The organism is Xanthomonas sp. NCPPB 2933 (assembly GCF_056725225.1).
The window spans coordinates 5,152,015-5,172,176 of the sequence record NZ_CM161518.1; the positions used below are offsets into that span (position 1 = coordinate 5,152,015).

Consider the following 20,162-nt stretch of genomic DNA (forward strand, 5'->3'; position numbering starts at 1 on the left):
CTCGGCCGCACCGGATGCCGTCAAGGCGTTACGGTGCGTAATGCGAAATGCGCCGCCCGTTGATCTTCAGCGTGCGCATGGTCGACTTCGGATCGTCGGTGGTAATCAGCCCGAACCGCTGCGACATCAGGAAACCGATATCGCCGCGATGGTCTGCGGTATCGGATTTCCCCTGATACGAGGAATACAGTTGCGACAATCGGTAGCAACACGAACCGTTGTTGCTGATGAACTCGCCGGCACCCGGGCCATCGGGAATGGCCTGGAAAATGGCGATACGCTTGCCCTCGGCACGCGCTGCGTTCTTCTGGCCTTGCAACAGGCCATCATCCTGCTTGACGTTGATTTCTAGCGTGTGGGCATAGCGTTGCCATTCGACACGACTGGCCGGCACATCGATCTTCGACAACATGTTGGTGGTGTAGACCGGAATGGCATGCACATACTTCGCGTTACCGGCAAACGCGGCCGGGTGCGGGAACAACGTGGCGTTGACCTTCATCGCCACGACCTGCTCGGGATGATTGGGAAATGCCTTCAAGGCAGCGGTGTGTACTGCGCGCACGCCATCGGCGGTCTTGACGTCGAAGATCAGCGGCAGCTGCATGTTGTTGCGCTTCCAATACGCAAACAGCTCGTCCAGGCTGTACATCTCCCACCCGGTGACGGTGCCACGGTTCGGCGTGAGCAGGTGCAGTCGCTTGATGTTGGCCAACGACAGGCTGCTGACGAGCGGATTGGCGCCCAGGTTGGTGCTCGGGTTGTACTTGCCGCCCCCTACGACGGTGTACACGTCGGTGGTGCGCCCAAGATTGAAGTCGTGGCTCAGCACCGGCATGCCGTCCTGGGTCACCTTGACGTCCAGCTCCACGCCATCCATGCACTGCACGTCGGCATTGAGCACGGCGCGGCTGGAGTTTTCCGGAATCGATGGATCGCCCGAGTATTTGCCCCACAGGCCGCGGTGGGCCAGCACCAGGGTATCGGCGGTGAACTTGTCGTTGAGGATCTCCGCCATCTTGTTGGCGGTATTGCCGCACGATGCAGCAGCAAGTTGCGGCATGGCGGCCAGCACGGCCAGCGCGCCGAGCAGGCGGCAGGCACGGGCCAGGGGATGTGGAGCGAGGGTGGTAGGCATGGTCTCTGTGTCCCGGTTCGTAGGTGCAGGAAGGGCAAGGGATGGACGAGAGTCGACGGGTCGACGCAATCGGCGAACTCGCTTGCAGCGCACTCGCCAGCCGGTCGATACCGGGAGTGAGGCCAGGCCGTGCGTGATCAGCGTTCGGCTTGTTCGCCAATTTAGTCACTTACCATGAATTAATTATTTCTGCGGCATGGCGATCTGTCGCGCATGCGCAGTGAGGCGCGGCGATGCGAAGCGATGCTTGAACTGGCAGGCGCGCATCACGATGCGTGAGGCGACAAGCCACCAACGTGGTCGGCACCTGCCGGATCCACTGACTGATGTAAACCCGCATGCCCAGGCAACAGCGTTGGTGGGACCTCGCGGCGCGCGCCACCCAAAACGCAGACCGCCGGCACAAGGCCGGCGTTCTGCGATACATCCAGCGATGGGCCGATACGTCAGTGACCCGACGGACCGGTGGCACCCAGGCCGGTTTCGGCACGGATCTGCTGCGCCTTGAACGCGGAACGTTCGTTGGCCGCCTGCGGGCTGCGATCCAGGATCGAGAACAGCCAGATGCCGACAAAGCCAATCGTCATCGAGAACAGCGCTGGCGAGGTGTACGGGAACGGCGCCGAGCCAGCTGCATTGCCCAGCGTATCCACCCACACCGACGGCGACAGCACCGTCAGCACCAGCGAGGAAATCAGGCCCAGGAAGCCACCGACCACCGCGCCGCGGGTGGTGCAGTTCTTCCACAACAAGGACAGGATCAGCACCGGGAAGTTGGCCGAGGCGGCGATGGCGAACGCCAGCGACACCATGAAGGCCACGTTCTGCTTCTCGAACACGATACCCAGCAGCACCGCGATCACGCCCAGCACCAGGGTGGTGACACGCGAGACCTTCAGCTCCGAACCCGGCGCCGGATTGCCCTTCTTGATCACCGTGGCGTACAGGTCGTGCGACACCGCCGAGGCGCCGGACAGGGTCAAACCTGCGACCACCGCCAGGATGGTGGCAAAGGCCACCGCCGAGATGAAGCCCATGAACACATTGCCGCCCACTGCATTGCCAACCAGCACCGCCGCCATGTTGGCCGCGCCCTTGCCGCCGTGAATGGTGCCGGTGGCAACATCGGCAAACTGCGGGTTGGTCAGCACCAGTGCGATCGCACCGAAGCCGATGATGAAGATCAGGATGTAGAAGTAGCCGATCCAGGTGGTGGCCCACAGCACCGACTTGCGTGCCTGCTTGGCATCGGGAACGGTGAAGAAGCGCATCAGGATGTGCGGCAGGCCGGCGGTGCCGAACATCAGCGCCATACCGAAGGAGATCGCCGAGATCGGGTCCTTGACGAAACCGCCCGGCCCCATGATCGACAGGCCCGCTTTGGCTGCGTCCTCCGGCGACGCACCACCGTTGGCCGCAATCGCGGTCTTGACCCGCACGCCCTCAGCAAACAGCGCCTCGAAGCTGAAGTTGAAGTGCCACATGATCGCCACGGCCATGAAGGTCACGCCGGTCAGCAGCAACACCGCCTTGATGATCTGCACCCAGGTGGTGGCGGTCATGCCGCCGAACAGCACGTAGACCATCATCAGCACGCCGACCAGCGTCACCGCCACCCAATAGTCCAGGCCGAACAGCAACTTGATCAAGGCACCGGCGCCGACCATCTGTGCGATCAGGTAGAACAGCACCACCACCAGCGTGCCCGATGCGGCAAAGCTGCGGATCGCGGTTGGCGCAAAGCGATAGCCGGCCACGTCTGCAAAGGTGTACTTGCCGAGGTTGCGCAGCCGTTCGGCCATCAGGAAGGTCAGGATGGGCCAGCCGACCAGAAAGCCGATCGCATAGATCAGGCCGTCGTAGCCGTTGGCCATCACCGCTGCGGTAATGCCCAGGAACGAGGCCGCCGACATGAAGTCGCCCGCGATCGCCAGGCCGTTCTGGAAGCCGGTGATGCCACCGCCGGCGGTGTAGAAGTCAGAGGCCGATTTGGTCTTGGCCGCTGCCCACTTGGTGATCCACAAGGTGCCCAGCACAAAGAAGCCGAACATGCCGATCGCCACCCAGTTGGTGGGTTGCTTGTCGACCTGGCCCATGTCGCCGCCGGCGGCCAGTGCGAGGCCTGCCGGCAGCAGGCCGGCCAGAATCAGGAGAAGGCGCGAAGTCTTGCTCATTTGCGGGCTTCCTCCAGGATCTGCGCGGTCAGCTGGTCGTAGGTGTTGTTGGCACGACGCACGTAGATGGCGGTGATGATGATGGTGAACACCATCACCCCGATCGCGATCGGAATGCCGATCGAGGTCACCCCGGCGCCGATCGGTTTGGCGAGGAATTCCTTGTCGAAGGCGATCAGGCCGATGTAGCCGTAATAGGCGAGCAACATCAGCACGGTCAGCGTCCAGCCCAGCGTGTTGCGTTGGCGTTTGAGCGCGTGGTACTTCGGATTGGCATCGATCTTGGCGATCAGTGCTTCATTCGAGACGGTCATGGTCTGTCTCCTGGAGTGCGGGCGGCACGGCCCGCCCACATGCGTGGCGGGCCACCGGCGGGGTGAATCTTAGAAGCTGTACTTGGTGGTGAACTGCAGGCGCGAGATGTCGCCGGAATCGCCGTTTTCAGCTTCGCGGCGGCCGTACATCAGCTCTGCACCCACATCGACCTTGGGCAGCGGCGAATAGAAGACGTTGGCGCGGATGCTCTGCTGCGACTTGCTCGCCAGCCCGCCGGTATTGGCGATGTCGTGGTCGTAATCCACGCGCGAATACATGATGGTGCTGCGCAGCTTGGCGTTGTAGTCGTGGCGCCAGGCCACCCAACCGGCCACGGTGCTGACGGTCTGGATGTTGCCGTCCATGTCGATTTCCACGTCCGAGCCGTTGCCCAGACCCAGATAGCGCCCCAAGCCTTCGCCGTAGCTGAGCTGATAGCGCAGGTCGTTGTTGGAGTTGATGATCCAGCGCCCGCCGCCGGCGATGGCGCCGCCGAAGTCGGTGTCGTTGGTCAGCGCGCTGCGCGTGCGGTACTGGCGCGCGATCGCCGACAGCCCGAACGTGCCCCAGGTGCCCTTCCAATTGTAGCGCGCGGTCAGGTCCGGCATCGCGCCATGGTCCGAGGCCAGGATGGTGTTGCCACCCTGGTAGGGCGTGGTCAGCGTCTCGGGATTTTCTGCCGACACACTGAAGGCACCGCGGGTGTAGCGAATCTGGGTCTGACGGCTGAACAGCGCACCGTCGGTCGGCCCAACGATGTCGGCCGCTTCGGGCAGGATCGTGGAATCGATGAAGTTGGACCAGGTCTGGCCGGCCAGCCAGTTATTCCAGCTCATGTAGGCGTGCCGCAAAGTGCCGCCGTACAGATTGTTGACCTGGTTGGCCAGCGCGTTGCCGAAGAAATCCAGTTCGATGAAGCCGGTGAGCTTGTCGCCATTATCGGTGACGGTGTCCACGCCCAGATTGAAGCGCGAGAACTTGGCATGGAAGTCGGTGTCGGTGCTGGAGGCCTGGCCGCCGACCGGCGTCTGCGTCGGGATATACAGGTACCGCCCCACCGCGCCTTCGGGCAACGCGCCGTCGCTGGTGCGGGTGGTCATGAAGTCGGCCTTGATGAAACCGCCAAAACGAAACGTTGTCCCCGGCAACGCGTTCGGCGTGATGCTGCTCAGCTGGATCGGCTTCTTGCCGGCAGGCACTACAGGTGCGGCCGGCGTCTGCGCCTGCAAGGTGCGCACCTCGGTCACCTGCGTCTGGGTCTGGGCAATCTGGCCCTGCTGTTGCTGCTGTGCAGAGACCAGCATTTGTACCTGACGCTCGAGCTCGGCAATGCGCGTTTCCAATGCCTTTTCCTTGGCGGTTTGCGCGAAGGCAACGCCCGGCAGAATGCTCGCCACAAACAACGCAGCCGCCAACGGATGGCGCACCAATGGTGCAGTACGGTGTTTCATAGACCCCTCTCCCCAATGAAGGCCTCGCGCTTGATGGCGATGCTGTGCGGAGCGTGAGGCAGTCCGCACTTGCGAGCCTATTCGCCTTTGGTCGTAGCTGCAACGCAGCATTCCACAAGGTGACCGATCGTCGCACTAGAACCGGGAACGGATTTGGGATAACGCGCTCTGGCGGTTAAGACCAAGGTCTAAGGCCCGGTTGAACGCCGGGACAGAATGGATACGGCACACTGATTGTCTACCGAGGGCGGCTGTCGCGCTCTCTTCCGACAAGTTCATCGCAAGTGAGGGTGCCATGGCTGATGTTTATCCCGTCGATCCCGCGTTCGCCGCTGATGCGCGCATTACGCGCGAGCAGTACGCAACGCTGTACCGCGAATCGATCGAACACCCCGAGCAGTTCTGGGGCAAGGCCGCGCAGCGGCTGGAGTGGTTCAAGCAACCCACCCAGGTAAAGGACGTCAGCTACGCGCTAGACGACTTCCATATTCGCTGGTTCGGCGATGGCGAACTCAATGCCAGCGTCAACTGCCTGGATCGCCAGCTGGCCACGCGCGGCGACAAGACCGCGCTGTTGTTCGAACCCGACAGCCCGGACGCCGAATCCTATCCGGTCACCTATCGCCAGTTGTACGAGCGCGTGTGCAAGCTCGGCAATGCGCTGCGCAATCTCGGCGTCAACAAGGGCGACCGCGTCACCATCTACATGCCGATGATTCCCGATGCGGCCGTGGCCATGCTCGCCTGCGCGCGCATCGGTGCGGTGCACTCGGTGGTGTTCGGCGGGTTTGCCGCCAACTCGATCGCCGACCGTGTGATCGATTGCCAGAGCAAGCTGATCATCACCGCCGATGAAGGCCTGCGCGGCGGCAAGAAGATTCCGCTCAAGGCCAATGTCGATGCGGCACTGAAACTGCCCGGCACCAACACCGTGGAAACGGTGCTGGTGGTGCGTCACACCGGTGGTGCGGTCGAGATGCAGGCACCACGCGATCGCTGGTTCCATGATGTGGTCGACGGCCAGCCGGCCGAATGCGAACCCGAGCGCATGAATGCGGAAGATCCGTTGTTCATCCTCTACACCTCCGGTTCCACCGGCAAGCCCAAGGGCGTGCTGCACACCACCGCCGGCTATCTGTTGTTTGCCAGCTACACGCACGAAGTGGTGTTCGACCTGCGCGAGGACGACATCTACTGGTGCACCGCCGATGTGGGCTGGGTCACCGGCCACAGCTACATCGTCTACGGCCCGCTCGCCAACGGCGCGACTGCGGTGATGTTCGAAGGCGTGCCGAATTACCCGAACGTCTCGCGCTTCTGGGATGTGATCGACAAGCACAAGGTCAGCATTTTCTACACCGCGCCCACCGCGATCCGCGCACTGATGCGCGATGGCGAGGAGCCGGTGAAGAAGACCTCGCGCAAGAGCCTGCGTCTGCTCGGCAGCGTCGGCGAGCCGATCAACCCGGAAGCCTGGCGCTGGTACTACGAAGTGGTCGGCGACAGCCGTTGCCCGATCGTGGACACCTGGTGGCAGACCGAAACCGGCGGCATCCTGATCTCGCCGCTGGCCGGCGCGGTCGATCTCAAGCCGGGCTCGGCGACCCTGCCGTTCTTTGGCGTGCAGCCGGCGCTGGTCGATGCCGAAGGCAAGATTCTGGAAGGCGCCACCGAAGGCAATCTGGTGCTGCTGGATTCGTGGCCGGGCCAGATGCGCTCGGTCTACGGCGACCATCAGCGTTTCATCGACACCTACTTCCGCACCTATCCGGGCAGCTACTTCACCGGCGACGGCTGCCGCCGCGATGCCGATGGCTATTACTGGATCACCGGCCGCGTGGACGATGTGATCAACGTGTCCGGCCACCGCATCGGCACCGCCGAAGTGGAAAGCGCACTGGTCTCGCACCCCAAGGTCGCCGAGGCGGCCGTGGTCGGCTTCCCGCATGACGTCAAGGGCCAGGGCATTTATGCCTATGTCACTTTGATCGCTGGCGAGACCCCGAGCGAAGAACTGCACAAGGAGTTGATCACCTGGGTGCGCAAGGAGATCGGCCCGATCGCATCGCCGGATCACCTGCAATGGGCACCGGGCCTGCCGAAGACCCGCTCGGGCAAGATCATGCGCCGCATCCTGCGCAAGATCGCCGAGAACGCACCGGACCAACTCGGCGACACCTCGACCCTGGCCGATCCCTCGGTGGTGGATTCGTTGGTGAGCGAACGGTTGACGCGCTGAGGGGCCGGGATTGGGGAGGTGGGATTGGGGATTCGCAGAAGCGGGTTCCCACTCCTTTGCCATTCCTCTCCTTGATATCCGGTAGCAAACGGCAATCCGGACGCAGACGGCGTTGTCAGACCGGCTGTTGCGAACCCCAACTCCCGAATTCCAAAATCCCGTGCTTTTGCAAATCCCGAATCTCCAATCTCCAATCCCGGCCCCTCAATGACCACCCTGCTGATCGCTGACGACCATCCCCTGTTCCGTGAGGCCTTGCGCGGGGCGGTGCAACGTGTGATGCCGGGGGTGCTGTTGTTCGAGGCCGACACGGTGGATGCGTTGTACACCCTGGCCGATGCGCAACCGGATGCCGATCTGTTGTTGATGGATCTCAACATGCCGGGCGCGCAGGGGTTCAGTGCCTTGGTGCACATGCGTTCGCTGCATCCGCAGTTGCCGGTGGTGGTGGTTTCGGCACGCGAGGAACCCACCGTGATGCGTCGCGCAATCGACCATGGCGCGTTCGGTTTCATTCCCAAATCCGCAGACTCGGACACCATCGGGCGCGCGTTGGCCACGGTGCTCGATGGCGAGCGCTGGATCCCGGCCGAAGCGCAGAACCTTCCACCCACCTGCAGCGAAGAACGTGAAGTGGGCCAGCGCCTGCGCGATCTCACCCCGCAACAATTCCGCGTGCTGCAGATGCTCGGCGCCGGGCGCCTCAACAAACAGATCGCCTACGACTTTGGCGTGTCCGAAGCCACCATCAAGGCACATGTCACCGCGATCCTGCGCAAGCTCGGCGTCACCAACCGCACCCAGGCGGTGCTGATGGCCGGCAAGCTTGCCATAGATGCCGACGGCATCGTGCTGCCGCCGCCCGAGGAAGACTGAGCCGGCCGGCACACTGCTGCGGCCATCAGTCACCACGTTTCGGTGCATCCTCACACCGCAATCAGCGCAAAGATCGGCCGGTGCAGACCTTTGACGTGCGTTGCGGCGCGGGCACGTGCCACACCTCGTTGTCGTGTTCGTCGCTGCCTTCGTAGAGGGCGTAGCGCCCATCGTCCTGGCGATGCATGGTCGGGCTGAAGGTGATGAAATCGACACGGCCGTCCGGGCCGATGAACTGCATCTCGCCTCCGCACACGAAATTGGACCCCGGTTGCTGACCAAGTGCAGCGCAGGTCACCTGCAAGGTCTCCGCACGCACGACGCGGCTCACTTTTGGCCTGATCAGGCCGCGGTCTGCGGCATCGCAGAAATAATCGGCGATGACCGTGCGCATCTCACGCTGCGACGGCATCCAGGGCGGGCAGCTGTAGGCATCGGCTGTGCAACTAGGGACGAGGCCTGCACCTTCAGGGTGACCCGGCGCAGCAGCGAACGCGGTTGGACATGACAGCAACAGGCATGCAGCCGCAGCCAGCAGGAAAATATGGGAAGGCATTGCGCGTGCGGGTTCGGCATGGGGAGGAGCAATCTACCTTATGACCACGGCGCCCGTTCCGGCTGATGCGTGCACTGCATTGCGTCTGCAACGCAGTGCGCTGCATCGCAGCGTGCGATGCGTGCGGCACACCGCGACTGGTCCGGCGCCAGGCCTCGCCCTGGTAGACGCCAGCACCGGATGCTGCGCATACGCTCACTCTGCCAGCACTTTCAAGCGCATGGCATGCTGTACGCCTGCGGCGCGTCGGTGCGCGCCGGTCTCCAGGGGATCCATGCAGACGTTTTCTTTATCGCGCAGCCCGCTTGTGCTGGCCCTCGTGCTGGCTGTGCTCGGCTGCGGCAGTGCGCAGGCCAACGACAGCAGCTTCGGCGACGACAACGGCACCATCCGCCTGTTGCATCAGCCCGATATCAGCATGGACAAGGAAGCCTTGCTGCTCAGCGAGGAGCGCGTGCAGGTGGACTACGTGTTCACCAACAACAGCGAGCGTGCGTTGACTGTGCCGATCGCTTTCCCGATGCCGCCGATGTATTTCGGCATGGCCGACCACAGCGAGCTGACCGATTTCAAACTGTGGGTGGACGGCAAACCGATCGCCACCACGCGCAAACTCGTCGTGCTGCTGGACGATGGCAGCGACATCTCCAAGGCGTTCGCGGCGAGCGGCTGGAGTGCGGACGATGTTGCGACCTTTACCGAATCGGGCACCGTGCCAAAAGGACGCAAGCCATTGCCCGCGCGCTGGATCGACCCCGACCAGCAGCCACGCTTCACGCTCAGCGAGTATTTCGTCTGGCAACAGGTCTCTCCTGCGCGGCGGAGCGTGCAGATCCGGCATGCGTACGCGCCCAGCGTGTCCACCGGCGTGCCGCAAAGCAGCGCGTTCCTGCTGGAGTCGTATGCGAAAGACACCTGTATTGAGCCCGCGACCAGAACCAGCATGCAACGCCGCGAAGGTGAGCACGGCCTGGGCTGGGCCAACCTGCGCTACGTGCTGACCACCGGCAAGAACTGGAACGGCCCGATCAAGGATTTTCAGCTGACCATCCGCAAGCAGGCGGCGAGCGACATGCTCAGCCTGTGCTTCGACGGCGCGCTGAAAAAGATCGACCCGCTGACCTTCCAGTTCAAGCAAACCGACTTCGTGCCGATGCGCGATCTCAACCTGTTGTTCTTGCGTCGTCAAGAGTGACGCACATGCGCGCCGACTTGCACATCGACAACGCATACATCCATCCGCAGAGCGCAATAACGATCGACACGCTAAACCCATGCTGCGCAAAGGCGGCACACACCCAGCCGCATTTCTAGCAAGCCCAAGCGCCCTGGCGTGATCGCATCCACACCCGTGTACCGCGCGCCATCTCAGTTGTCGATATCACCATTGACCATCAGCTGATGCCCGGGCAAGTCTCGGACTCCCAGGACGCTTTGCGGAGATGGCATGACACGACGTGTTCCCTGGCTCTGGATCGGCTTGCTGGTGGCGTGTGCATTGATCGCAGCACTGGCATGGCAGAACAAACAACTGCGTGCGCAACAACAGCGGTTGCAGACCCGCATCAGCACACCGTATGACGGCATGTACGTGCCACGCATCGAAGTGACCGATACGCAGGGCCAACGTCATCTGCTTGGCGCGCCGCAGGGCCAGGCGCAGGTGCTGTTCTTTTTTACTACCACGTGTCCGTACTGCCAGCGCTCGGCACCCACTGTGCTGCGTACGGCGCGGCAATTACAGGCCAATTTGCCGGGCCGGCCGCAGTTGCTCGGCGTGTGCCAGTGCGATGCGGCGCAGGCCGCGCGCTATGCGCATGTGCATGGCTTCGATTTTCCGGTGGTCACGTTGACCGATCGTCGCGCGCTGATGTTGTTTCGTGCGCGCAACGTGCCGCTACTGATGGCCATCGATGGGCAGGGGCGCGTGCGCCATTCCCATCTGGGCGTCTTCGATACCACGGAGCGGGTGCAGGACCTGGTTGCCGCATTGCGCCGCACGGACGCGCCAGCGGCTTTTGCAACGGTGAAGGAGTAATGCATGAAGAAGCGTTGGGTAACTTTGCGGAGTGCGTTGATGGCGGCGACGTTTCTGGCCAGCACCGGTTTCGGTGCGTTCCAGGTGATGGCAGTCGATAACGCACAGCCGAAAACCGAATCGTGTAGTGCATGGGCCTGCAAGGCGGAGTGTCCGGAGTTCGGCGGCGATTTGGGACAAGGCAACGTCTGCTACTGCTGCGGTTAAGAGCGGCGATCAAAACCACTGAGCAGCGGCCAGGCGGTCGCGGCAGGTGCTCGCTACGTTTATTAGCCACTAGGTTCACGGCGGGGCCCTCGGGCCCCGCCGTTTGCTTGCCAGCATCACTGCGTGCCGCAGACCGCGGTTGTGCCAGGCCAACTTGGGCCTTGGGCAGGACCGACGCGCTGAACCAACACCCGCCGTTATGCTGCACTGCAGCGTGATCTGTTCACTTATGATTGCGATATTCATATGCGAACAGCCCGGCACCGGCCGGCTGGTGGACGTCGCGATGCCCAGCTGCTGCTTTCCAGATTCCGTATGCGCCTGCCTGACCATCGCAAACCCTGCGGAGCGTTGCGCGTGAGCGTTGTGCGAAAGCGGTTAGGCAGCACCGACGTGCAGCTCTCGGCGCTGGGCTTTGGCGCCGCACCGATCGGCAATCTGTACACCGAAGTCGACGAGGGCGACGCACTGGCTGCAGTGGCCGGCGCGTTCGAGGCAGGTATCCGCCATTTCGACAGCGCGCCTTATTACGGCTATGGGTTGAGCGAGACGCGGCTGGGCCATGGCCTGGCCGGTGTGCCGCGCGCTGCCTACACGCTGTCGACCAAGGTCGGGCGCTGCATTTACGACGATGCGCAAGCCGCTGCCGGCCGTGACGGCTTTGCGGTGGCCGGCCGCCGCGCCGCGTTCGACTACAGCGGCGACGGCGTGCGGCGCGCGTTCGCCTCGAGCCTGGAGCGCCTGGGCACCGATTACATCGACGTGCTGCTGCTGCACGACATCGGCGCGCTGACCCACGGCGACAACCACGCCAACGTGCTGCGCCAGGCCTTGGAGGAGGCCTTGCCGGCGATGGCGGAGTTGAAGGCGGCCGGTGCCTGCGGGGCGATCGGGCTGGGCGTCAACGAGCAGGAGGTGGCACTGGAGGTGTTGCCACGCTTCCCGCTCGACTGCGTGATGCTGGCCGGCCGCTACACACTGCTGGAACAACACGGCGCGCGCGCGCTGCTCGAGCAGGCGCAGCAACGCAACGTGGCGATCCTGTCGGCCGGCCCGTACAGCTCTGGCCTGCTCAGCGACGCGCGCGGCCCCGGCGCGACCTACAACTACGCGCCTGTCGATACTGCCACCTTGCAGCACGCGCAGCGCCTGTATGCGGCCTGCGCGGCGTTCGATGTGGATATCGGTGCGGTGGCGCTGCAGTTCCCGCTGGCGCATCCGGCAGTGACCACCGTGGTGGCCGGCATGCGCACCGTGGCCGAGGTGCAATCGGCCGCCGCGCGCCTGCATGCGCCGATCCCGCCAGCACTGTGGCAACGCCTGCGCGATGATGGCCTGCTCACTGCGGAGCTGCCCACGCCATGAGCCGCATCGACGCGCACCTGCATTTCTGGCAGCTGGCCCGTGGCGATTACCACTGGCTCACGCCCGAACTGGCGCCGCTGTATCGCGACTTCGGCCCAGCCGATATCGGCCAGGCGCTGGACGCCGCCGATATTGAGAGCGTGGTGGTGGTACAGGCCGCCGCGACCGAGGCCGAAACCCGTTACCTGTTCGAGCTGGCGCGCGCCGATGCGCGTATTGCCGGCGTAGTCGGTTGGGTCGATTTCGCCGCGCCCGATGCCGCCGCGCGCATCGCCGCGCTGGTGCACGACGGCGGCGGTGTGCTCAAGGGCCTGCGCCCGATGGTGCAGGACATCGCCGACGTGCAATGGCTTGCCCAGCCCGACCTGGATGCCGCCTTCGACGCATTGCTCGCGCACGACCTGGCGTTCGACGCCTTGATCCGCAGCGTGCATGTGCCGGGGCTGCAAACGCGCCTGAAGCGCCATCCGGACCTGCGCGTGGTCGTCGATCACGGCGGCAAGCCGCAGATCGCTGCGGGCGAATTCGTTGCCTGGGCGGCCGGCATGGCCGCGTTGGCGCAGCATCCCACTGTGCACTGCAAGCTCTCCGGCCTGCTCACCGAAGCGGCGCGCGGCGCCGGCGTGGAGGCGCTGGAGCCGTATGTCGGCCATCTGTTCGCACGCTTCGGCCCGCAACGCCTGCTATGGGGCAGCGACTGGCCGGTGCTGACCCAGCGCGCCGATTACGCGCAGTGGGTCGAGATCGCAAAGCACCTGGTCGCCAAACACGCCAGCGGCCACGCCGCAGCGGTGTTCGGCGACAACGCACGCACGTTCTATCGTCTGCCACGGCCGGCGGCCCCCACCCACGGAATCTCTTCGGTATGACTGTCTCGATCTCTACAACTCCCAACGACCGCCTGCATGGCAAGCGCTGCCTGATCACCGCCGCCGGCGCCGGCATCGGCCGCGAAAGCGCGCTGGCCTGCGCACGCGCCGGTGCCCAGGTGATCGCCACCGATATCGATGCCGCCGCCTTGCAAGCGCTGGCGGCCGAATCGGAGGCCATCACCACCCAGCTGCTGGATGTCACCGATGCCTCGGCGATTGCCGCACTGGTCGCGGCGCACGGCCCGTTCGATGTGTTGTTCAACTGCGCCGGCTTCGTGCACCAGGGCAGCATTCTCGATTGCGACGAGCCGGCCTGGCGCCGCTCGTTTTCGATCAACGTCGATGCGATGTACTACACCTGCAAGGCGGTACTGCCGGGCATGCTCGAGCGCGGCCGCGGCAGCATCATCAACATGTCCTCGGTCGCCTCCAGCATCAAGGGCGTGCCGAACCGCTTCGTCTACGGCGTGACCAAGGCCGCCGTGATCGGCCTGAGCAAGGCCATCGCGGCCGATTACGTGGCGCAGGGCGTGCGTTGCAACGCGATCTGCCCGGGCACCATCAAGACGCCGTCGCTGGGCCAGCGCGTGCAAGCACTGGGCGGCGACGAACAGGCGGTGTGGAAGAGCTTCACCGACCGCCAGCCGATGGGCCGCCTGGGCGACCCGCGCGAGATCGCGCAACTGGTGGTGTATCTGGCCTCGGACGAGTCCTCGTTCACCACCGGCCAGACCCACATCATCGATGGCGGCTGGTCCAACTGAACGCGGCAGCGCATCGCTGTGCTGTTCACTGCAACGTGGGCGCGGCCAGTGCCAGATGCGCTCTGTATCGCTCGTCCGCTTTGATTTGAGCACGCCGTCCTTACCCACCCGATGCACGCGCGCTAGGTTTGCTAGCCGCTCCATTCCTCACCTGCAAAGGAAGACTGCATGAAACTCGTACGCGTTGGCTCCCCCGGCCAGGAACGTCCCGGCTTGATCGATAACGAAGGCCGTATCCGCGATTTGAGCGGCGTGATCGATGATGTGGCCGGCGAGCACATCACTAATGCCGGTCTGGACAAGTTACGCGCGCTGGATGTCGCAACGCTGCCGCTGATCGAAGGCGACGTGCGCTACGGCGCGGCCGTCGGGCAGATCGGCAAGTTCATCTGCGTCGGTCTGAACTACGCCGACCATGCCGCCGAATCGGGCATGGACGTGCCCAAGATGCCGATCCTGTTCATGAAGGCCACCACCGCGGTGAGCGGCCCCAACGACACCGTGATCATCCCGCGCGGCTCGGTCAAGAGCGACTGGGAAGTGGAACTGGGCGTGGTGATCGGCGATGTGGCGCGCGATGTCTCGGTGGACGAAGCGCTGAACCATGTGGCTGGCTATGCGGTGATCAACGACCTGTCCGAGCGCGAGTTCCAGCTCGAACACGGCGGCCAGTGGGTCAAGGGCAAGAGCGCCGACACCTTCGGCCCGATCGGCCCGTGGCTGGTCACCCGCGATGAAATCGCCGACCCGCAGAACCTGTCGATGTGGCTGGAGGTCAACGGCCACCGCTACCAGAACGGCAGCACCCGCACGATGGTGTTCGGCGTGGCCGAACTGGTCAGCCACATCAGCCGTTACATGACGCTGATGCCGGGCGATGTGATCAGCACCGGCACCCCGCCGGGTGTGGGCCTGGGCCAAAAGCCGCCGGTGTATCTGAAACCAGGCGACGTGATGGAGCTGGAGATCGAAGGCCTGGGTCGCCAGCGCCAGCCGGTGGTGGCGCATCCGCGTGATGCGGCCTAAAGCCCCCTTTCCCTTTTCAGGATTTTGGTCGCATTGCGTGCCAAGTTGCGCTCAACGCAGGTGGTAATGCCTCTGCACGACGCAACCTAAAGCCCCTCTCCCCTCGGGAGAGGGGTTGGGGTGAGGGTACGTAGCGACGTATCCGAACAATTCGTCGCGCTGTCACCCGTTGTTGTTAGACGTGACGTGTCGGCGCTTGTGTTGATGCGTCATGCGTAATTTTTTCTGCGGTGCGGCTGCGCGTTGAATGACTAAGCGCTGTAGCGTGCTGATATCGATGCGTCGTTAATCGTTTTAGTGATTTGCCGATCTGTGTTGCAAACGCATGTGGCACTGCAGCGCTTCAACACTTCCGGCGCTGCGCGTTCGTACCCTCACCCCAACCCCTCTCCCGGAGGGAGAGGGGCTCTGGCGACCGTCTCCGTTTCCGTTCTCCGTTTCCGTTTTATTTCGCACGTTTTATTCCCGTTTCCATCGCCCAGGACCTCCATGAGCACCATCATCGCCCTCGATACCCACGACGTCCGCTTCCCCACCTCGCGCGAGCTCGATGGGTCGGATGCGATGAATCCGGATCCGGATTACTCAGCCGCGTATGTCGTGCTGCGCACCGATGCACCGGACGACCTGGCCGGTTACGGTCTGGTGTTCACCATCGGCCGCGGCAACGATGTGCAGACCGCCGCCGTGGCTGCACTGGCCGAACATGTGGTCGGCCTGCGCGTGGAAGACGTCATCGCCGATCTGGGCGCGTTCGCCCGCCTGCTTACCAACGATTCGCAGCTGCGCTGGCTGGGCCCGGAAAAGGGCGTGATGCATATGGCGATCGGCGCGGTGATCAACGCCGCCTGGGATCTGGCCGCACGCGCGGCGAAAAAGCCGCTGTGGCGCTTTATTGCCGAGCTCAGCCCGGAGCAGTTGGTCGACACCATCGACTTCCGCTACCTCACCGACGCGCTCACCCGCGACGAAGCGCTGGCGATCCTGCGCGATGCACAACCGCAGCGCGCGCAACGCATCGCCACGCTGATCGAACAGGGCTACCCCGCCTACACCACCTCGCCTGGCTGGCTCGGCTACTCCGACGAGAAGCTGGTGCGGCTGGCCAAGGAAGCGGTGGCCGACGGCTTCCGCACCATCAAGCTCAAGGTCGGCGCCAACGTGCAGGACGACATCCGCCGTTGCCGCCTGGCGCGTGAGGCGATTGGCCCGGACATCGCCATGGCGGTGGACGCCAATCAGCGTTGGGATGTGGGCCCGGCGATCGACTGGATGCGCCAGCTGGCCGAATTCGACATCGCCTGGATCGAGGAACCCACCAGCCCGGACGATGTGCTCGGCCACGCCGCGATCCGCCAGGGCATCACCCCGGTGCCGGTTTCCACCGGCGAACACACCCAGAACCGGGTGGTGTTCAAGCAGCTGCTGCAGGCCGGTGCGGTGGACCTGATCCAGATCGACGCCGCGCGCGTCGGCGGCGTCAACGAAAACCTCGCCGTCCTGCTGCTGGCCGCCAAGTTCAACATCCGCGTCTTCCCGCACGCCGGCGGCGTCGGCCTGTGCGAACTGGTGCAACACCTGGCCATGGCCGACTTCGTCGCCATCACCGGCAAGATGGAAGACCGCGCCATCGAATTCGTCGACCACCTGCACCAGCATTTCCTGGACCCGGTGCGCATCCAGCACGGCCGCTATCTGGCCCCGCAAGCCGCCGGCTTCTCCGCCGAAATGCACCCTGCCTCCATCGCAAAGTTCAGCTACCCCGACGGCCGCTTCTGGGTCGAAGATCTGGCGGCGGCCAAGGCGTAATCGAACACGCCGCACAACCAACTGCATCCACTGTAGGAGCGGCTTCAGCCGCGATGGGCTCTCTCGATTGCCTGATCGCGACTGAAGCCGTTTTTAGAGTGGCTAACAACACGTAGCGAGCAGTCGCCAGGGCGTGCGGACGGCTGATCTGCTGCCTGGCTGCAGGGTCCTTGCCCGCCCACCATCGCAGGACACGCTGCAAGTACGTCCGTGTAAGCTCTTACGCGGCATCCATGCCGCGTAAGGTCCCGCGACGGTGGGCGGGCAAGGACCAGTGGAGATGGTCGGTGTGCATGGTTGCAAGCGGGCATGAGGTGCGTTGTTCTGATAACCGCGCACCGATTCCCAACGAAGGCCGAGCAACGAGCAGGCTCTAAACAAAGCAACCTGCAAACTCTCTGGTGCGGTGTCCTCGCCGCTTGCGGGACCGTGTGGCGGCATGGATGCCGCCACCGAGCCTACATGGACGTACTTGCGGCGTGTCCCGCAAGCGGTGAGGGCACCGCGCCCTCGACCACTCAGCCTTTGACCTGGGCTTCTGACGGCATCTATCAAAAGACGCAAGAAAACACCCTGTTTCGATGCGCCGCACCAGCACAGCAGCGGCAAAGAGACGCAAGACCAACGCTCTACTGCGGAGTCAACACATCCGCAGAAACAGACTGGGCGAAACCTAACCCCGCCCCACACCAACCGCCTCACTCAACGCAAAAATCCGCCCGGCCTCGCGCCACTTTTCCCCCGGCGCACTGCCAGACAACGGCTTTTGAAACCGCCACATCAGCTCTTCCCAGGCTTGAATCCGCGGATCACTCGCATCCCGCGCCGCCTTGGCCGCCGGATCGTAATCGTCGCCAACTTCCATCAACATCACCAAGCGATCGCCGCTGCGAAAGATCTCCAGCTCCAGGATCCCCGCCTGGCGCAACGACGCCACCACTTCCGGCCACACCTGGGTCGGTTGATGCCAGCGCTCGTACTCGGCGATCAACTGCGGATCGTCGTGCAGATCCAGCACGTAGCACAGACGCCGCACACTCATGCGCCTGCCCCAGCAATCACCGGCGCAGCGCGACGCGCGCGCAACGCGAACAACAGGATCACCGCAAAGCAGCCGCCCGGCACCACCATCGCCCAATGGATACCGGCCATGTCAGACACCGCGCCCATCACCGCAGTGAGCAGCGCACCGCCGATGATCGACATCACCAACAGCGACGAACCCAGCTTGCGTGCGTCGTCGTGCATGCCATCCAGGCCCAGCGCAAAGATGGTCGGGAACATCACCGACATGAACACGCTGGCCGCGACCAAGGCGTACAAGCCGGTCCAACCGGGCAGCGCAATCGCCACCGCACACAAGACCAGATTGATCGTGGCAAAACTCGCCAGCAACTTCGCCGGCGCCAGATAGCGCAGCAGCGCGGTGCCGATGAAGCGGCCAGCCATGAACAGCACCAGCGAGATGGTCAGATACGTGGCTGCGGTTTTTTCCGGCGTGCCCGGCACCGCGTCCTGCAGATAGCGGATCAGATAGCTCCAGATGCCGACCTGCGCGCCCACGTAGAAGAACTGCGCCACCACCGAAAACACGAATAGCCGGTTACGCAACAACTCGCCAAAGCGCGCGCGTTTGGGCGCCGCCTCGCCCACACCCGCATCGCCGGTGGGAAAGCGCACCAGCGCGATCAGGATCGCCCACAGCACCACCACCACGCCGATCACCAGATACGGCGTCTGCACTGCAGACGATTCGGTGGCGAAGAACGCCGCGCGCGCGGCCGGCGTCATCGCGGCCAGCTCGGCCGGGCTGTGCTCCACGCCGGAGAAGATGAAGTGCTGGCCGACCAGCACGCCGGTGATCGAGCCCAGGGGGTTGAACGCCTGCGCAAGATTCAGCCGCCGCGCCGCGCCCTCTGCCGGGCCGAGCACGGTCACCAGCGGGTTGGCGGTGGTCTCCAGAAACGCCAGGCCGCTGGCGATCACGAACAGGGCCAGCAGGAACAGCCAGTAGGTATGCACCTGCGCAGCCGGATAGAACAGGAACGCGCCGCACGCATACAGCAGCAGCCCGAGCACCACCGCGGCCTTGTAGCTGTAGCGACGCATGAACATCGCCGCCGGCATCGCGAACACGAAGTAGCCCATGTAGAAGGCGCTCTGGACCAGCCCGGCCTGCAGGTCGGACAGCTCGAACGCCTTCTTGAACTGCTTGATCAGGATGTCGTTGAGGTTGTTGGCCATGCCCCACAAAAAGAACAGGCTGACGATCAACAACAGGGGAACCATGGCGGTACGCGCCAGGTTGCCGCGCGGTGACGCGGCAATGTCACTGTGATGCATGCGACCGATCCCCTCCCAAGGCTGTGGCGCTTGCGTTGCTGTGCGGCGAGCGTACTGCGCACGCCAGCGCCATGCAAATATAAAATCTTTGTTTATATTTGCACGCACGTGCCATACCTCACCCCTGCCCGCGATGCCTGTACCCTGGCGCGCCGCAGCCTTGCCTGGAGCCGCAAACGGATGAGCACCGAACCCGCCAAGTACCGCGCGCCCGCCCTGGACAAGGGGCTGGACATCCTCGAGCTGCTCGCCCGCCAGGCGCAGCCGATGAGCATGGGCGCGATCTCGCAGGGCATCGGCCGCTCGCGCGGGGAAATCTTCCGCATGCTGCAGGTGCTGGAGGAGCGCGGCTATCTCACCCGCGACGGCGAAAGCGACTATGTGCTGACCAACCGTCTGTTCATGCTCGGCATGCAGCAGCCGCAGGTGCAGAGCATCAGCGAAGCGGCGTTGCCGGTGATGCGGCGACTGGCCGATGCGATCTATCAGCCCTGCCACCTGGTGGCGCCCTCTGGCGACCAGATCGTGGTGATCGCGCAGATGGACGTGCCCAGCGATCTGGGCCTGGTGGTACGCCCGGGGCATCGCCGCCCGTTGACGCATTCCAGCTCCGGGCTGGTGCTGTACGCCTTCCAGCAGCCGGAGGTGCAGGCACGCTGGCTGGAGATGCTCGATGCCAGCGAGGTGCCGTTCGAGCGCGCGCAGTTCCTGGCTGCCGCCGCGCAGGCGCGCAGCGATGGCTACGCCATGCAGCCCAGCGAAGCGGTGGTGGGCGTGGTCGATCTGACCGCGCCGATCCTGCAACGCGGCAGCGCCACCTACACGCTCACGGTGCCCTTCATCGAACGGCGCCCTGAGCTGGTTGGCCCGCAAGCGGCATTGCAGGCCTTGTGTGCGGCCACGGCAGAGATTTCCAGCGGGCTGCACTAGTCGCGCAGGAGCGGAGCGCCGCGCGTAACGCACCTGCGCCCGGGCCGCCGCCGATCGCC

General features: G+C 64.1%; 18 protein-coding genes. 11 read left to right on the top strand and 7 right to left on the bottom strand.

Going from position 1 to position 20,162, the window contains the following annotated elements:
- Positions 1–28: 28 nt before the first annotated feature.
- The 4 genes from AC1PLU_RS21765 to AC1PLU_RS21780 form a co-directional block, all read right to left on the bottom strand.
- The gene (locus AC1PLU_RS21765; RefSeq protein ID WP_481094120.1) at positions 29–1,138 is read right to left on the bottom strand and encodes a glycerophosphodiester phosphodiesterase family protein; all 1,110 of its coding nucleotides are present in this window, start codon (positions 1,136–1,138) and stop codon (positions 29–31) included.
- A 446-nt stretch (positions 1,139–1,584) separates the two neighbouring features.
- Positions 1,585–3,312 carry a cation acetate symporter gene (locus AC1PLU_RS21770; protein WP_023905655.1) on the bottom strand — a complete coding sequence of 576 codons (1,728 nt, stop codon included), beginning with the start codon at positions 3,310–3,312 and terminating at the stop codon, positions 1,585–1,587.
- On the bottom strand, positions 3,309–3,626 hold the full coding sequence (locus AC1PLU_RS21775) for a DUF485 domain-containing protein (protein ID WP_006451668.1): 318 nt from the start codon (positions 3,624–3,626) through the stop codon (positions 3,309–3,311). The genes AC1PLU_RS21770 and AC1PLU_RS21775 overlap by 4 nt, the downstream gene beginning before the upstream one ends.
- 69 nt (positions 3,627–3,695) lie before the next feature.
- Positions 3,696–5,078, bottom strand: a complete 1,383-nt coding sequence (locus tag AC1PLU_RS21780; RefSeq protein WP_162498289.1) for a DcaP family trimeric outer membrane transporter — start codon at positions 5,076–5,078, stop codon at positions 3,696–3,698.
- Positions 5,079–5,373: 295 nt separating this feature from the next.
- On the opposite strand from AC1PLU_RS21780, the gene acs reads away from it, so the two are divergent.
- Complete coding sequence (gene acs / locus AC1PLU_RS21785; protein ID WP_115039173.1) at positions 5,374–7,317, top strand: acetate--CoA ligase; 1,944 nt, start codon at positions 5,374–5,376, stop codon at positions 7,315–7,317.
- Between the two features lie 207 nt (positions 7,318–7,524).
- On the top strand, positions 7,525–8,193 hold the full coding sequence (locus AC1PLU_RS21790; RefSeq protein ID WP_006451671.1) for a response regulator transcription factor: 669 nt from the start codon (positions 7,525–7,527) through the stop codon (positions 8,191–8,193).
- A 61-nt stretch (positions 8,194–8,254) separates the two neighbouring features.
- On the opposite strand, the gene AC1PLU_RS21795 is transcribed toward AC1PLU_RS21790, so the two are convergent.
- A complete protein-coding gene (locus AC1PLU_RS21795; RefSeq protein WP_176341541.1) occupies positions 8,255–8,749 on the bottom strand; it encodes a hypothetical protein in 495 nt (164 codons plus the stop codon).
- Positions 8,750–9,023: 274 nt separating this feature from the next.
- Between AC1PLU_RS21795 and AC1PLU_RS21800 the strand changes: the two genes are divergently transcribed.
- From AC1PLU_RS21800 to AC1PLU_RS21835, 8 genes are all read left to right on the top strand, one after another.
- Entirely contained in the window at positions 9,024–9,944 is a 921-nt protein-coding gene (locus tag AC1PLU_RS21800) for a DUF4424 domain-containing protein (protein ID WP_481107212.1), read from the top strand.
- Between the two features lie 279 nt (positions 9,945–10,223).
- Entirely contained in the window at positions 10,224–10,787 is a 564-nt protein-coding gene (locus tag AC1PLU_RS21805; protein ID WP_193726381.1) for a peroxiredoxin family protein, read from the top strand.
- 3 nt (positions 10,788–10,790) lie between these two features.
- Positions 10,791–10,994: a hypothetical protein gene (locus tag AC1PLU_RS21810; protein WP_023905662.1), complete on the top strand. Its 204-nt coding sequence runs from the start codon at positions 10,791–10,793 to the stop codon at positions 10,992–10,994.
- 315 nt (positions 10,995–11,309) lie between these two features.
- On the top strand, positions 11,310–12,359 hold the full coding sequence (locus AC1PLU_RS21815) for an aldo/keto reductase (RefSeq protein WP_481107213.1): 1,050 nt from the start codon (positions 11,310–11,312) through the stop codon (positions 12,357–12,359).
- Positions 12,356–13,228 (top strand): amidohydrolase family protein, encoded by an 873-nt coding sequence (locus tag AC1PLU_RS21820; RefSeq protein ID WP_481107214.1) that lies wholly within the window; start codon positions 12,356–12,358, stop codon positions 13,226–13,228. The genes AC1PLU_RS21815 and AC1PLU_RS21820 overlap by 4 nt, the downstream gene beginning before the upstream one ends.
- A complete protein-coding gene (locus AC1PLU_RS21825; RefSeq protein ID WP_162498286.1) occupies positions 13,225–13,995 on the top strand; it encodes an SDR family oxidoreductase in 771 nt (256 codons plus the stop codon). The genes AC1PLU_RS21820 and AC1PLU_RS21825 overlap by 4 nt, the downstream gene beginning before the upstream one ends.
- A gap of 168 nt (positions 13,996–14,163) precedes the next feature.
- Positions 14,164–15,021 (top strand): fumarylacetoacetate hydrolase family protein, encoded by an 858-nt coding sequence (locus tag AC1PLU_RS21830; RefSeq protein ID WP_481107215.1) that lies wholly within the window; start codon positions 14,164–14,166, stop codon positions 15,019–15,021.
- Positions 15,022–15,510: 489 nt separating this feature from the next.
- Complete coding sequence (locus tag AC1PLU_RS21835) at positions 15,511–16,830, top strand: L-fuconate dehydratase (protein ID WP_481107216.1); 1,320 nt, start codon at positions 15,511–15,513, stop codon at positions 16,828–16,830.
- A gap of 673 nt (positions 16,831–17,503) precedes the next feature.
- Here AC1PLU_RS21835 and AC1PLU_RS21840 read toward each other — a convergent pair.
- A complete protein-coding gene (locus AC1PLU_RS21840; RefSeq protein ID WP_481095735.1) occupies positions 17,504–17,872 on the bottom strand; it encodes an L-fucose mutarotase in 369 nt (122 codons plus the stop codon).
- A complete protein-coding gene (gene fucP, locus AC1PLU_RS21845) occupies positions 17,869–19,173 on the bottom strand; it encodes an L-fucose:H+ symporter permease (protein WP_481107217.1) in 1,305 nt (434 codons plus the stop codon). Before fucP ends, AC1PLU_RS21840 begins: the two co-directional genes overlap by 4 nt.
- Before the next feature lie 180 nt (positions 19,174–19,353).
- Between fucP and AC1PLU_RS21850 the strand changes: the two genes are divergently transcribed.
- The gene (locus AC1PLU_RS21850) at positions 19,354–20,103 is read left to right on the top strand and encodes an IclR family transcriptional regulator (protein WP_481107218.1); all 750 of its coding nucleotides are present in this window, start codon (positions 19,354–19,356) and stop codon (positions 20,101–20,103) included.
- Positions 20,104–20,162: the final 59 nt, after the last annotated feature.